Genomic DNA, 13,779 nt, shown 5'->3' on the forward strand with positions numbered 1-13,779 from the left:
GCTCCGGCCGGACCTGCCACCCGTGGCAACTGGAGGACTTCGCCATGCACTCCCACCGTAAGGCGGCCGCAGCGATCGGCGCTCTCGCTCTCGGCACCACCCTCATCGCCCTCGCCGGACCGGCCCAGGCCGACACCGCCGGTGCCACCCCGGTGGCCTCCTCGACGCCGAAGGTGCTGCCGACCCCCGAGGGCGACGGCGCGAAGGGCGTCTGCAAGCGGCTGCCGAAGGCCGAGCAGCGGGTCAAGAACGCGCTGGACCGCCTGAACGGCCCGGTCACCGAGGCCGGCTCGATCGCCCGCCTGACGCAGCGGGTGAACAACGCCAAGGCCGCCGGCCACACCGCGATCTACAACGACCTCAACGACCGGCTGACGTACCGCAAGGGCCTGGTTCCCACGCTGACCCAGCGCCAGAGCGACCTGAACGCCGTGGCCGGCTGGTGCTCCTCGCAGGGCCTCGGCACCCCGAACGCGCAGTGACCGCCCGCGCAGTGGCCGTGCGCGGCACGGCGTCCGCCCCGGTCGGGGGCAGGCCGGTGGCCGCACCGGTAGCGGTCGGCCGGCTGTCCCGGCGGGCCGCCGCCCTGACGGCCGCCCTGCTCGCCGCGCTCGCCCTGACGGCGTGCGGCGCGAACGGGAGCGGTGCGGGGAAGGGCGGCGAACCCGCCGCGGGCGCACCGTCCGCGGGCGCGAGCGGATCGGCCGTGAGCGGCGACCAGCTCAGCCAGATGCGGCAGAAGGTGGACGCCGCCGACAGCGCCGCCGCCGCTGCCGAATCGGACGCCGCCAAGGACACCCAGGACACGGCGTCCCCCTGACCCGCGAGCGCTCGGCTGTTCCCCGTCGAAGCACGGGGAACAGCCGGAGCCACGGCTCCGGCCACATGACCCGCGGCCCCACCCGAGCGACCGCCGCCGGCTCCTGGCCGGCGCTGTGACCGGGCGCACGTTGACGCGGGGAGCCCGCGCGCGGTGCGATGCCGGGACACCCGTTGGAGGAGGTTCGCATGACCAGTGCCGGCCGTGAATCCGTCTCCGTCCGGACGGAGATCGCCGCCCCGCCGGACGCCGTCTGGGCCGCGGTCGCCGATGTGACGCGCATGGGCGAGTGGAGTCCCGAGTGCACCGGTGCCGCGTGGCGCGGCAGCCCTGCCGCTCCGGTGCCGGGCGCGCGCTTCCAGGGACACAACCGCAAGGGCGGCATCCGCTGGAACACCGTCTGCCGGGTCGTCGAGGCCGAGCCGGGGCGCGTCTTCGCCTGGGACGTCAGCTTCGGGCCGATCGCGGTCGCCCGCTGGGGCTTCCGCCTCACCCTGAGCGAGGCGGACGGCGGCGTGACGGTGGTGGAGCAGTTCTGGCAGGACCGCCGCAACCGGGTCAGCACCTGGACGACGGAGACCGTGCTGCGCACCGGTGGCCGCGCGGAATGGAACCGCCGGAACATGACGGTGACGCTCGCCGCACTGAAGCGCTCGCTGGAGGCCGACACTGCGGCAAGCGGAAGGGAGCGCTGAGGCCACCAGCTGAGCCGACAGCACCTTTCGCCTCAAGTACCGCTACGGTTGGACCACTTCACCGGAAGGGGAGAGCGTGCGCCCGTTGACCTTCGTCGTCGGAACAGGGCGCAGCGGGTCGACCGCGCTGTCGCGGGTTCTCAATGTTCACCCTGACGTGCTCAGCCTCAACGAGCTGCTCGCGTCCGTGGGTGCCGAGGGGATTCCGGAACGACCGCTGTCGGGGCCGGAGTTCTGGCGGCTGCTCGCGGACCCGAACCCGGTCTTCGAGAAGATGATCCGCTCGGGCATCCCGCTGCCGGAGTTCCTCTACACGCGGCGGCCCGGGCGGTACTCGGCCGGGGCTCCGGGTGTCCCGGCGATCCTGCTCATGGTGCTGCCGCACGTGACGGACCGTCCGGACGACCTGTTCGACGACCTCGGGCGAACGGTCCGGCAGTGGCCCTCGCGCTCCGCGGCCGACCAGTACCGGGCGTTGTTCGGTGAGCTCGGCGACCGTTTCGGCCGTACGGCCGTGGTGGAACGGTCGGGCTTCTCGACGGAGTGGATCCCGCGCCTGCGTACGCTCTTCCCCGAGGCCCGGTTCGTCCACCTGGTCCGCTCCGGCCCCGACTGCGCCCTGTCCATGAGCCGGCACCCCGGTTACCGGACGATCCTGCTCCTGCGCGAGATCCTCCGACGCTCCGGTGTCACCCGGTTCGTCGAGCTCACCGAGGAACACGTCCGGGCGCTGCCGCCCGACCTCGCCCCTCTGCTCGACGAACGGTTCGATCCGGCACTGGTGTGGGACCGCGCCATCCCGCTCACCGCGTTCGGCGAGCTGTGGTCCCGCCTGGTCACGGAGGGCGTCGCCCATCTGGCGGCCGTGCCCCCGGGCATGCGGACCACCCTGGTCTACGAGGACCTGCTCGACGCCCCCGACCGGGAGTTGTCCCGCCTGGCCGAGTTCATCGGGGTGGAACCGGTCGCCGACTGGCTGACCACCGCGCGGAGCGTGCTCGACGGCGGCCGCCGGGGCGCGTCCGGGCGGCTGTCCCCAGTGGAGCAGCACGAGCTCAGGGACAGCTGCGCCGAAGGCGAGCTGTCCCTGGGGCTTCGCGCGGACTGAACCGGAGGCTCGGCGCGGCGTCGACGTCGGCCGGGACCCTGGCGACGTCCCGCAGGTCGCGCGGTCCTGGCGCAGCGCGAGGCCGGAGAGTGGGCCGCAGCCGTGCTCCAGCTGCTGCCCCCGGGCTGCGCGACGCTGGTCCGGGTGTGGAGGTCCACCCGGACCAACTCGTCGACCGGGGCACGATCTGGGTCCGCTGCAAACCTCCCACCGCCACCGGCCGTCCGAACGAGTGATTCCCACCCCGGGTACGCACGACCGACTTGAACACCTGATTCGAACAGCACCATCATCACTGACGGCGAGCCCGTCGTCCGGGGCAAATCAGCTTCCTCCAGCCGGACTTGCAGGACCAGCCCACATCCGACGAAACCCCGCGTTGTTCGAATCGCACCCTTCCGGAGGCCGCCATGGCAAACCCACTGACCCTCGTCGTCGGAGTCCACCTCGTGCTCATCGAGGAGGACCACGTCCTGCTCGGCCTCCGACGGAACACCCCCTACGCCGCCGGCCTGTGGCACGTGCCGGCCGGTCACCTGGAAGCCGGCGAGACGGTGACCCACGCGATGACGCGCGAGGCGGACGAGGAACTGGGCATCACCATCGCCCCGGATGACCTCCGACTGGTCCACACGCTCCACCACCTGGACCCCGACGACGGCGCCGACCGTCTCCAGCTCTTCTTCCGCCCGGTCCGCTACGAGGGCGACGCCGACAACCGGGAGCCCGAGAAGTGCGACCGCCTCGCCTGGTGGCCGCTCGGCCGGCTGCCCGGGAACACCGTCGACTACACCGTCCAGGCCCTCGACGAGATCCGCCGCGGCAGCCCCCTGTCCGTCGCCGGCCGGCCGCTGTGACTCCCGGCCCGGGGCGTGCTCACATCGCCAAGAGCCCCGCTTCCAGCAGGAAGCCGGTCGGGGCCGACCGGAACCTCACCGCGGGGTGCCGGTCGGTCTCCAGGGCGGCCAGCACCTCGGCCGCCGGGTAGCCGAACAGGTCGACGTCCTGGAGGACCACCGGGACGGCGGACGGCCCGGTCGGCGCGCGGTCGTGCCGGAGGACGCGGACGGACGCCAGCCCGTCCACGTCCCGCTCGGTGCGGCCCAACCGGTCGACGACGTCCCCGAAGACGAGAAGCTCCAAGCCCTCGTAGCGGGCCGAGAAGGCCCAACCGGCCTGGCAGGCCCAGTACTCGCGCACGTCCGCCAGAGTCGCGACGGCCCACTGCGCGTCACGCTCGGACATGCCGAACCGCAGCACACCCGCCCCATGGGGCAACACGAGACCGGTCGACGGCAGCAGCTCGAACATCCCCCGATCCTCGTCCGGACTCCCCCGCCCGCGCAACGCGGTATCGGCAGGCGCACCTACCCGAGTACGTACCTCCCCCGACCTGAGTACCCGGTCGCTGCCGGGCCCCCGGCCCCGTCGGCAGCATGGTCGGCATGAGCGAATCGATGCCCGCCGTGCACCGTCCGGCCAGTTCCTCCCGCGAGGACTGGACGAAGGCCCCGCTGATCTCCACCCTCGTGAACGGGGCGCTCCTGCTGCCGGCCACCTTCTTCCGGGGCCTCGCGGAGATGGCGACCGACCCGTGCAACGGACCGCACGACTGCCGAACCACCTACGCGCAGCTGCACTTCGCGACCTACTCGCTCTTCGCGGCCCTCGTCCTCCTCGCCCTCCAGTGGGCCGCCGCCTACCTGCTGCCCAAGGCGCGGGTGGCGATCGCGCTCGCCCCGTCGGCGGCACTCCTGGTGTTCCTGCTCGCGGTCCTCAGCCTCAACCCCGGGGCGTAGCACGCGCCGAGACGCACAGCGCCCCGCACCGAACAGCCGCCGGCCCGGAGCACGTCGGCGGCATCTCGCAGCTGTGGACCACCGGGTACGGCATCGCCCTGCTCGTCGAGATCCTCCTGGTCGTCGGGCCGGTCGTCGCGGGGGCCTTCAACCAGTTCCGGCTGATGCCCCGGATCGTGCGGGCGCGTGCCGTGGACGACACCACCCCACTCCTGCGCCTGACGCTCCGGCACTTCCCGAGGTCGTCCGGGGCGAGGTCGTCCGGGGCGAGGTCGTCCTCGGCGTCGCCGTGCTCGCCGTGATGCCGTTCGTCGCCGGCTCGGCCCGCACCGAGGCCGGCAGCCCGAAGGCCGTCTCCTCCGGCACCGTCTTCGCCGGCGGCGCCGCCCTCACCATCGCGCCGGCCGTCTCCCTGTACAACCGCGAGGGCGTCCGACGCCCCGGCCCGCCGGCCGGCGGAGCCTGCAACCGCCTGACCTCCCCAGCTGCGGGACGGGTGAGAACGAGGTGCCATGGAACGGGGGAAGACAGCGAAGGAGGAGCCCCATGACGAAGGGCGAGCACATCCGCGACCACCCTGGGAACCCGCAGCCCCCGCATCACCGGTTCAGGCGGTTACCGCGCGGCGGACGGCTGACGGCACTGGCCGCCGCCCTGGCCGCTGCGGCCACGCTGGTCTGTGCCACGCCCTCCGGCGCCGCCGCGACCGGGGTCTCGTTCTCCTCCCAGCAGCTGGCCAACGACTGCGAGGCGGCGTCGCTGCGCATGGTGCTGGCCGCCCGCGGCGTCCACGTCGGGGACCAGGACGTGCTCGCGCGGATCGGCGTCGACCGGGTGCACTACCAGGTGGGCGTCTCCGGTCCGCTGTCCGGCGATCCGTACCGCGCCTTCGTGGGCGACCCCGACGGCTCGGAGGCGGCCGGCACCGGCTTCGGCGTGTACTACCCGCCGGTCGCCCAGGCCGCGCGGTCCTACGGCCTTTCGGTCATGCAGGCGGGGCAGGGCATCAGCCCGTCCCAGCTGCGTGCGCAGGTCGCCGCCGGACACCCGGCGATCGTCTGGGCCGACTACGGCTGGAGCTACGTGACAGCCGGCTCGTACACCGCCTACGACGGCCGCCGGGTGCTCTACGCCGGACCGTCCGAGCACTCCGTGGTCGTCTCCGCGGTCCGTGACGGCCAGCTCCTGGTCGACGACCCGAACCGCGGGGAGTCCTGGATCAGCGAGGCCGCCTTCGACGCCGGGTACGCGACGTACCAGGACATGGCGGTCATCGTCCGGTGACACCGCACCGCCGTTCGATCCCACGAGACGGTCGGCGCCCGCCACGCCGGTGCGTCCTCGTGGGATGCCCGGCGCCTGGCACCCGGCGGGAACCGACCGACGGCACCTACTCCGCGGGCTCCTCCAGGAGCCACCAGCGCACCGGACGAACGGGGTGCCGAGCCCACCCACCGCGACCACGACCCACAGCGGCCGGTATCCGCCGCCGGTGACGGGAGCCCGCTGCGGGTGCACGGGGTCGATCCGTACTCCGACCCGGTGTCCGTCGGGCCACCGCTCGTCCGCGCCCTCGTCGGCGGGCGAGGCTCACCGGGCCGGCCAGCACCGCGACCGCCGCCGCACCGGCGCCTGCACATCGCCGGTCCCGCCTGGACGGTCCTCGCCGTCGCCGACGGACTGCTCGGCATGGCGCCCCTTCTCCTGCCTCCGAAGCGATCAGTGAAACCGGTGAGCTCGTTTCATCTCGGCCCGATCTCGAACTGCGGCGGCTGGACGTGGGCGGTGCAGCCGGTCGCCGGGTCGTCGGGGGCGTCGAAGAACGAGGTGACGATGCTCCGGGCGCACGGCGAGCCCGCGAACACGACGTGGGCGGTGTAGGGGACCGTGACGGTGGTCGCGTTGGGCAGCGTGCGCGCGACGTAGGCCCCGTTCGACGCGCCGGTCTGGGCGTCGAACCCTCCCGACAGGACCAGCGTCGGGATGTCGCTGCGCGTCACGTCCCGGACCGAGCGCGGTTGCGCCGGAACGTCCCAGGCCCGGCAGTCGCCCCGCAGGAAGGGCAGCTGCGGGCCCTGGGCGAGCACCGAGCGCGGGAACGACGGGAACGCACGCTTTCCCGCCCGGATCACGTCGTACGGGTCCTCGTACGGCACCCACTCCCCGCAGAACACCCCGTAGGCCAGCCCCTGACTGATCCGCCCGATCGCCTGCGGGCTGACCTTGCCTCCGGCCCACTGCTCGGCGACCCGCTGCGGGTTGCCGTGGGCCAGCTCGTCGATGGAGCGGGGAACGCCCGCGGCCACGTGCGTGGCGGAGGTCAGCCAGTTCACCAGGGTCCCGCCGTCGATCACCACCTTGACCGGCTCACTGCTCGACGGCACCGTGACGTGGGTGGTGACCGGATCGGCCTCCAGCTCCCGGACGAGCTCGGTGAACGTGTCCTCCAGGTCCGGGTAGCGGTCGGCGCACGAGGGCTGCTCGGCGCACGCCCGGAACAGTCCGTCGAAGCCCTGCTTCGCGCTGCTCCAGGTCAGCGCGGCACCGGCCAGGGACGGCGGGAGGACCCCGTCCACGCCGACCGAACGGATCCCTTCCGGGTGTTCCCGCAGGTAGATGAGCGCGAGGTCGGTGCCGTAGGAGATCCCGAACACGTTCCACTGCCGAATGCCCAGTGCGACCCGCAGGTCCGCGTAGTCGGCGGCGCTCTCGGTGCTGTTGTAGGCGCTCAGGTCCACTCCGCGAGCCGCCAGTTCGTCCCGGCAGGCCCGGGTGGCCTCGACGTGCTCGCGCCCGGTGGACCGCGCGTCGTATACGAGGCCGACGGCGCGGGCCGCGAAGCGGTCCACCACCGGGCAGGTGAGTTCCGGATCGGCCGAGTAGGTGCTGCGCTGGGACATGAAGATCACGTCACGGTCGCGGTTCAGGCCGCCGTCGATCGCCAACTGCGCCTCCCCGACGGCGTCGTCGCCGGGACCGCCGGCGAACCACACGATCGGATCGGGCGCCGGTGTGCGCGAGAGCGCCGGCACGATCGCGACCCCGAGGGTGATGGTCCGCCCGTCGGGATCGGCGCGGTTCTCGGGCACGGTGAGCGTTCCGCAGCGCGCGTTCCTCAGTGCGGGTATCGGCTCCGGCGTCCTGGGGCAGGCACCCGGCGTGAACGCGGCCGACCCGGCGGTCCGGGCGAGGGTCCCGAGTGCCGCGACCGCCCCCGGCGGACTCGCCTGCGCGGGCGCTCCCAGCAGGCCGACGAGGACCGCGCCGCCGACCGCCGCACCGGCGAACCGGTTCGGTAACCCCGTAGCGGTGCGACGTCGAGGGACTGGCGTGTTGAGCATGGTTCGGTCTCCTGGTCAGGTGATCGTGAACGGCTTGGGCTTGAGGCCGCCGACGCACTCGGTGTCGACGGCGGCCGGGTCGGCGAGGAAGGAAGCCAGGACGCTCTGGGCGCAGGGAGACTGCGGAGTCACCCAGTGGCCGATTCCGGGAACGCGCACGACGGTCGCGTCGGGAAGCGTCCGGGCCGCGAACCGTCCCCACCGCGCCCCCGTCTTGGCGTCGAACGTTCCCGAGAGGATCAGCGTCGGCACCGTGCTCCGGGTCGCCACGCGCTGGGAGGACGTGCGGTCCGGAACGTCCCACGTGCGGCACACCTCACTCTGGTAGGGAAGTTGCGGAGCCTGGGCGAGTACCGAGTCCGGATATCCCGGGAACGCCCGGCGTCCCGCTTCCAGCAGGTCGTCGGCCGATCTGCCCGGCACCCACTCGCCGCACGCCACGCTCTCGGTCAGGCCGTAGGCGAAGTCGCCGATGACGGGCGTCGAGCCGGCCGCGCGGGCGGAGGCGAAGCGGTGCGGATCGCCGTGGGCGAGCTCGTCGATCGCGGCGGGAACGTCGGCCGAGGGGACGGAGTTGCCGACGAGGAGGTTGACCAGGGCGCCACCGTCGAGGACGACCTCGACCTCCTGCCCGCCGCCCGGCGGCGTCGCGCGCAGTGTCAGCGGATCGGCCTCCAGCTTCCTCACCTGCCGCGTCAGCGTCCTGGCGAGACGCGGGTACCGGTCGTCGCAGGCCGGCTGGTCGCGGCAGGCCCGGAGGATCGCGTTGATCCCCTCCCCTGCACTGCTCCAGGTCCACGGGAGGCTGACGATCTGCGGGGGGACCACCGAATCGATCGTCACGGTCCGGATGCCCTCCGGGTGCTCGCGCAGGAAGGTGAGCGCGAGATCGGTGCCGTAGGAGTACCCGTACACGTTCCAGCGGGCGATCCCGAGCGCCGTGCGCAGGTCGGCGAAGTCGGCGGCGTTCTCGGAGGTGTTGTAGGCCCCGAGGTCGATGCCGCTGCCCGTGAGTCGGTCCCGGCACTCGCCCATCGCGCCGACCAGGAGCCGCTTCGTCGGCACCGCGTCGTAGCGCAGCCCCACCGCGTGTGCGTAGAACCGGTCCACCTCCGGACACGCGAGGCTCGGCTCGGCGTACAGCGTCCCCCGTTGGGTCATGATGATCAGGTCCCGGTCCCGGTTCACTCCGGCGTCGACGAGGAACTGCGCGTCATCGATCGCGTCGCTCCCGGGCCCGCCGGTCATGTGGACGACGGGGTCCGGAGCCGGCGACGAGGACCTGGCCGGGATGACCGCCACCGTGAGGCGGATCGTCGGGCCGCCGGGTCGGCCGCGGTTCTCAGGCACCACCAGAACCCCGCAGCGCGCGTCGGCCAGTGCGGGAATCGGCTTCGGGGTCCTCGGGCACGCGCCGGGCACGAACTGCGGCGAGCCCGACGACCGGGCACTGCCGGTCGGCGCTGCTGCCGCCTCGCCGACGGGGGCGCCGGCCGTGAGGACCAGCCAGCCCGCCACGACGCCTGCGGCCGCCTTGACCACAGGACGGGGGACCACCCGTCCCGGCGTGCGTATGCCCTGCTTTCCCATGCGGATGCCCTTCGTCAGCCGAACCCTCCGGCCGGCAGCGCCGGACACGGTGTGCGTTCTCCCGAGCCTGCCCGCCCGGCGGCTGTCGTGCGCGAAGCGCTACGCCGGATGGCGGCGACGGGGCACCGGAACCGCCGCGATGGATCGGGGACGGATGTTCGATAGTCTCCGTTGATCGGCAGCGGTGAGCGCTGCCCCGGGGGACGAGGGAGCCGGTAGATGCAATCGCCTTCGGCCGGGCAGCGTTCGGCGGAGCAGGGTTCGTGGCAGTGGGACGATGCGGGCGGTGCCGGCGCGGCGCCCGGGGACGTGGTCGGCGGGGGCGGGGAGGGGCCGCGGCTCGGCCGGCGGGGGCTGCTCGTCGGAGCCGGGGTGCTCGCGGGTGGCGCGGCGCTGTGGGCCTTCGGGCGCTCGGACGGGGCGGCGCCGCCGAAGCCCCGGCCGGCCGCGCCGGAGGGGCCCGCGCCGGCCTGGACGTACCGGGGGGCGGAGGCGATGACGCCGGAGCGGCTGGCGAACCGGCCGGACCGGCCGCTCTTCCCCTCCCGCACCGGGCTCGTGGTCCTGGATCCCGCGAGCGGCGCCCCGGCGCGGCTGATCACCTTCGACCCGCCGCGCCCGGACGTGCCGAACGGCCCGGACTCCGTGGGGAGCGTGGTGTTCGGGCCGGACCGCCTGTTCACCACCGTCCAGGGCCGCATCGAATCCCGTCATCTCACCGACCCCGGTGGCGACTGGAGCCTGCCGCTGCCGCAGGAGTCGGGCCGCGGCAGCGTCCAGCTGGCCGGTTGCGACGGCGGCACGCTGTACGGCTCGGTCCTGGACTACGGTTCGGCGAAGACCACGTCACCCGAGACCAAGGTGTTCGCGATCCGGGTCTCGGACCGGTCGGTGCTCTGGTCGGTGCCCTTCGGGGCCGGTGAGAACCTGCTGGCCCCCGTGGGGGCCGCCCGCGGCCTCCTGCTGTGCAGGCGCAGAGTCGGCGAGCGCACCGAGGTGGTCGTCCGGGACGCCGCCGACGTCCGGGAGCTCTGGAAGGCCCCCGTGGACGAGAACCTGCGCTGGTACGCCCCCGGACCGGAGAACGTCTACGTCCCCGACGGCACCGGGGGCGTCCGCGCGCTGGGGCCGAACGGCGAGTCGCGCTGGACGGCCGGTGCGGCCACGGGAGAGCAGTGGCGGGCGCTGCCGCCGGTCGCGGACGACACCCGGGTCTACGTCCCGCGTGACAACGGCCTGCTCACCGGCCACGACGCACCGACGGGCCGCCAGGTGTGGTCCTGCCGACTGCCGTTCCCGCTGGACGACCGCAGCCGGCCCCTGGTGTCCAAGGGCGTGCTGTACGTCCCCGGGCCGGCCGCCGGTGGCGTGTGGGCGATCGACGCCGCGACGGGGCGGCAGCTCTGGACCTTCCGCGACGCGGTCCCCGGCAAGGACGTCTGGTCACTGGCCGCCGACGACACCCACCTCTTCGCGGGCCACGACGACGCCCTGCACGCACTGCCGCTCGGCGCGAGCTAGCTCGGGCGGAGAAGGCCCACGTCGGTGCGGATCGACGGGTCGTCGGAGGGGAGCGAGGCCACCTGGCTGCCCGAGGGCCGGTCGCTCGAGCCGACCTGGACGGTGCACACCGGTCGGCCGTGCCGCCGGCCACGCGGTGTGCCCGGTGACCGCCACGGATCACCCCGACCGCCCCGATCACCCCGCTCACACGGTCACGGCCCGGCGCCCCCGGGCCCGCAGGTCAGCCGATCACCCACCGCTGGAGCGCGGAGCCGGTGTCCGGCTGCTGCGTGACGAGTGCGCCGTCACCCGTCGAGGCGGTGGTCAGCAGGAGGCCGCTCTTCTGCGACGCGAGCGCGTACCCGCCGCCCGCCACCGGCGTCGCGATCCAGCGCTGGTTGGCCGCGCCGGTGCAGGGCCACTGGATCACCGGGGCACCGGCCGCCGTCGAGCCGCCGCTGACGTCGGCGCACAGCCTCGACTCGCCGTTCGCGAGCTGGTAACTGCCGTCCGCCTGCCGGGTGAAGACCCAGTTCTGGTTCCGGCCGCCGTTGGGCGTCCAGGTGATGAGCCGGGTGCCCTGGCTGGTGGAGTGGGCCGGGTCGTCCAGCGCCTTGCCCGAGGCCACCACCGTGCGGGTGCCGTCGAGCCCGGGGCCGGCCGGGCCGAGGGCGGTGAGCGCCAGGGTCTGCTCCGCCGCCGTCCGCGCGCCGCCGACCGCGCTGCCGCTGCTGTCCGTCCAACTCCGGTTCGGGGTCGTCTCGGTGAGCCGGTTGGCGGTCGCCGAGAGTCCGAGGACGAGGCCGCTGTAGCGGTTCACGATCCGCAGCGCGCCGGTCGCGGTGCCGTCCGCCGCCGTACCGGGCACGAGCCACCACTGCTGCCCCACCGTCGGCCCGCCCGCCGGAGCCGCGCCGAGGACGGGCCTGGCTCCCCACGAACGCCCGCTCACCGAGCCCGGGTCGACCCCGAGCAGCTGCCCGGTCGCGCCGTTGGCGATGCGGTACGAGCCGTCGCCGTTCGCCGCGAACGTCCAGGACTCCAGCGGCGAACCGGTCGGCGCCGCCAGCGAGGTGGAGTCCGGGCCGCCCGCGACCTGCGCGAGGACCCGCCCGTCGGCGTTCGCGATCCGGTACGCCCGGCCGGGGTCGACCGGCGACGCGGCGGGCGCCGACGGGTCGATCGTGACCGGCACGTACTCGCCGTCCGCCCCACCGGAGCAGCCGAAGGCGCAGTAGTCGCGGAAGGTCCGCCCGACGATCGCCGAGCTCGTCCGGTTGGCGCCGTCGAGGAACCAGCGGTACCAGGAGGCCGTGTGGTAGCCCCCGGTGTCGCCGATCGGCACCCACTTCTGGGTCGAGAGGTCGGCGGTGGCGTAGTAGCGCTGGGGAGCGTTGCCGCTCTGGTCGACGGCCTGCGGTTCGCCGACGTAGAGGCCGAGGTAGGCGTCGTAGGTGACGTCCATGACGAACAGCGGCGAGGTCGGGGGCATCGTCCCGGCGGCGATCTGCTGGGCCGAGGTCCCGGGTTCGGCCGGGTCGTACTCGTCGGCCGCCGCCGTGTACCCGGTGGAGCTGTTCGCGTCGACGGGCACCATGTTGCTCTCGCGACCGCCGGTGCCGGGCTCGGTCCAGGCGCCGTCGTACCACTTCCGCCAGGAGCCGGGCGCCATCTTGGAGGCGATCGGCGCACGGGCGACGTGGGAGTAGAACGCCTTCCAGCCACCGCTCTTGTCGACGATCCGCGAGCCGTAGAAGACGTAGAAGTACCCGGAGGCGGTGTCGACGAGCAGCCGTTGGTCGCCGTCACCGTAGGAGTAGGTCTCGTTGGGGAACTGCGCGGTGTCACCCCGGCTCGTGCTGTACGGCGAGGTGATGACGTGGTCCCTGATCGTCCAGGTGCGGCCCTGGTCGGTGGAGACGGCGTAGTCGACGGCGTCGAAGTGGAGCCCGTCGCCGAAGGGCTGCGGGGTGAACTCGTTGTGCACCAGCCCGTACCAGTCGCCGGTGTCGGGGTCGATCCACACGCCGGACAGGTCGCAGTAGTTCTTCTGCGCGTACCCGCTGGTGCCGCCGGCGAACGTCGCCCCGCGCCCGGTCGGGCTGTCGTTGCAGCGCGAGGTCGTGTCGTCGTTCCGGTCGGCGGGATCGGCCGGGTTGACGGCGCCGCTGATCGCGGCGGACCGGGTGGCGGCGTCGAAGTCGGTGCCGGTGAAGAAGTCCCAGTAGCGCGGGTCGTTCTTGCCGTAGAGCGCGGCGGACTGCTGGAAGTAGAAGGTGCCGTCCCTGTCGACGTACGGGACGGCGGGGGTGTCGGTGGGGTGGGTGAAGGGCGTCGGCGCCCCGACCGTGACGGTGTAGGACACCGGGCCGTCGGGCTCGTCGGCCGAGGCCGCGGACGGCAGCGCGGAGGCGGTGACCGTGGCCGCGAGCAGGGCCGCGGCCGTCAACAGGGTGGCGAGTCTACGGGACGGGTGGGGGAACACGGGCACTCCCTGGCTCACTCTTGCTCAACTCTGCTTCAGTTCAAGCAACTTCGAGCATGACAGTGACAGGGAGTGTCAGCCCGGTCAAGACTGCCGGCACACTCCCGCACCTCGTCTTCACTGGATAAGTCCGGCCATCACTGAATAAGCAGCCCGTAATCTGTTGATGCGGGAAATCCGAGATCCCAACCGCACGCCCGCGTGCGGATTTTTCGAAAACGTTGTGTTCAGCTCAAATCCCTTTACTCACCGAGCCGTTGACCCCCATTTCCGGGACCTGCTTTGCTGTGGCGTGGCAGGCTGCACCGCCCCCATCCCCCTCGTAGATCGTGACCGGTGATTCGCCAGGTCACGGACCGGTACGGCCTGTTCTCCTCCGTCCTCACCCCGCACAGCCCCGCTGCCAACAGGCACGCGGGTGGTCGGCATGAGAGAGGC

12 protein-coding genes are annotated in these 13,779 nt (G+C 73.1%); 8 read left to right on the forward strand and 4 right to left on the reverse strand.

Going from position 1 to position 13,779, the window contains the following annotated elements; all coding sequences use genetic code 11:
• Nucleotides 1–44: 44 nt before the first annotated feature.
• The 5 genes from AB0C76_RS20235 (at nt 45) to AB0C76_RS20255 (ending at nt 3,480) form a co-directional block, all read left to right on the forward strand.
• A complete protein-coding gene (locus AB0C76_RS20235; protein ID WP_359966948.1) occupies nt 45–482 on the forward strand; it encodes a hypothetical protein in 438 nt (145 codons plus the stop codon).
• 56 nt (nt 483–538) lie between these two features.
• Complete coding sequence (locus AB0C76_RS20240; protein WP_359966950.1) at nt 539–820, forward strand: hypothetical protein; 282 nt, start codon at nt 539–541, stop codon at nt 818–820.
• 188 nt (nt 821–1,008) lie between these two features.
• Nucleotides 1,009–1,515, forward strand: a complete 507-nt coding sequence (locus AB0C76_RS20245) for an SRPBCC family protein (RefSeq protein ID WP_359966953.1) — start codon at nt 1,009–1,011, stop codon at nt 1,513–1,515.
• Nucleotides 1,516–1,672: 157 nt separating this feature from the next.
• Nucleotides 1,673–2,623: a sulfotransferase gene (locus AB0C76_RS20250; protein WP_359966956.1), complete on the forward strand. Its 951-nt coding sequence runs from the start codon at nt 1,673–1,675 to the stop codon at nt 2,621–2,623.
• A 410-nt stretch (nt 2,624–3,033) separates the two neighbouring features.
• Nucleotides 3,034–3,480, forward strand: coding sequence for an NUDIX domain-containing protein (locus AB0C76_RS20255; protein ID WP_359966959.1), 447 nt, complete (start codon nt 3,034–3,036; stop codon nt 3,478–3,480).
• Between the two features lie 19 nt (nt 3,481–3,499).
• Here the strand turns inward: AB0C76_RS20255 and AB0C76_RS20260 are convergent, their stop codons facing one another.
• Nucleotides 3,500–3,934, reverse strand: a complete 435-nt coding sequence (locus AB0C76_RS20260; RefSeq protein WP_359966962.1) for a hypothetical protein — start codon at nt 3,932–3,934, stop codon at nt 3,500–3,502.
• Between the two features lie 134 nt (nt 3,935–4,068).
• Between AB0C76_RS20260 and AB0C76_RS20265 the strand changes: the two genes are divergently transcribed.
• Entirely contained in the window at nt 4,069–4,422 is a 354-nt protein-coding gene (locus AB0C76_RS20265; RefSeq protein ID WP_359966965.1) for a hypothetical protein, read from the forward strand.
• A 546-nt stretch (nt 4,423–4,968) separates the two neighbouring features.
• The gene (locus tag AB0C76_RS20270) at nt 4,969–5,706 is read left to right on the forward strand and encodes a C39 family peptidase (RefSeq protein ID WP_359966968.1); all 738 of its coding nucleotides are present in this window, start codon (nt 4,969–4,971) and stop codon (nt 5,704–5,706) included.
• A gap of 458 nt (nt 5,707–6,164) precedes the next feature.
• Here the strand turns inward: AB0C76_RS20270 and AB0C76_RS20275 are convergent, their stop codons facing one another.
• Both AB0C76_RS20275 and AB0C76_RS20280 read right to left on the reverse strand, forming a co-directional pair.
• The gene (locus AB0C76_RS20275) at nt 6,165–7,763 is read right to left on the reverse strand and encodes an alpha/beta fold hydrolase (RefSeq protein ID WP_359966970.1); all 1,599 of its coding nucleotides are present in this window, start codon (nt 7,761–7,763) and stop codon (nt 6,165–6,167) included.
• 15 nt (nt 7,764–7,778) lie between these two features.
• Nucleotides 7,779–9,320 carry an alpha/beta fold hydrolase gene (locus AB0C76_RS20280; RefSeq protein ID WP_359966972.1) on the reverse strand — a complete coding sequence of 514 codons (1,542 nt, stop codon included), beginning with the start codon at nt 9,318–9,320 and terminating at the stop codon, nt 7,779–7,781.
• Nucleotides 9,321–9,572: 252 nt separating this feature from the next.
• On the opposite strand from AB0C76_RS20280, the gene AB0C76_RS20285 reads away from it, so the two are divergent.
• On the forward strand, nt 9,573–10,874 hold the full coding sequence (locus AB0C76_RS20285) for a PQQ-binding-like beta-propeller repeat protein (RefSeq protein WP_359966975.1): 1,302 nt from the start codon (nt 9,573–9,575) through the stop codon (nt 10,872–10,874).
• 223 nt (nt 10,875–11,097) lie between these two features.
• Here AB0C76_RS20285 and AB0C76_RS20290 read toward each other — a convergent pair whose 3' ends face one another.
• On the reverse strand, nt 11,098–13,305 hold the full coding sequence (locus AB0C76_RS20290; RefSeq protein ID WP_359966978.1) for an RICIN domain-containing protein: 2,208 nt from the start codon (nt 13,303–13,305) through the stop codon (nt 11,098–11,100).
• Nucleotides 13,306–13,779: the final 474 nt, after the last annotated feature.

Origin of the sequence: Kitasatospora sp. NPDC048722 (genome assembly GCF_040650235.1) — a bacterium.
Classification (GTDB): domain Bacteria; phylum Actinomycetota; class Actinomycetes; order Streptomycetales; family Streptomycetaceae; genus Kitasatospora.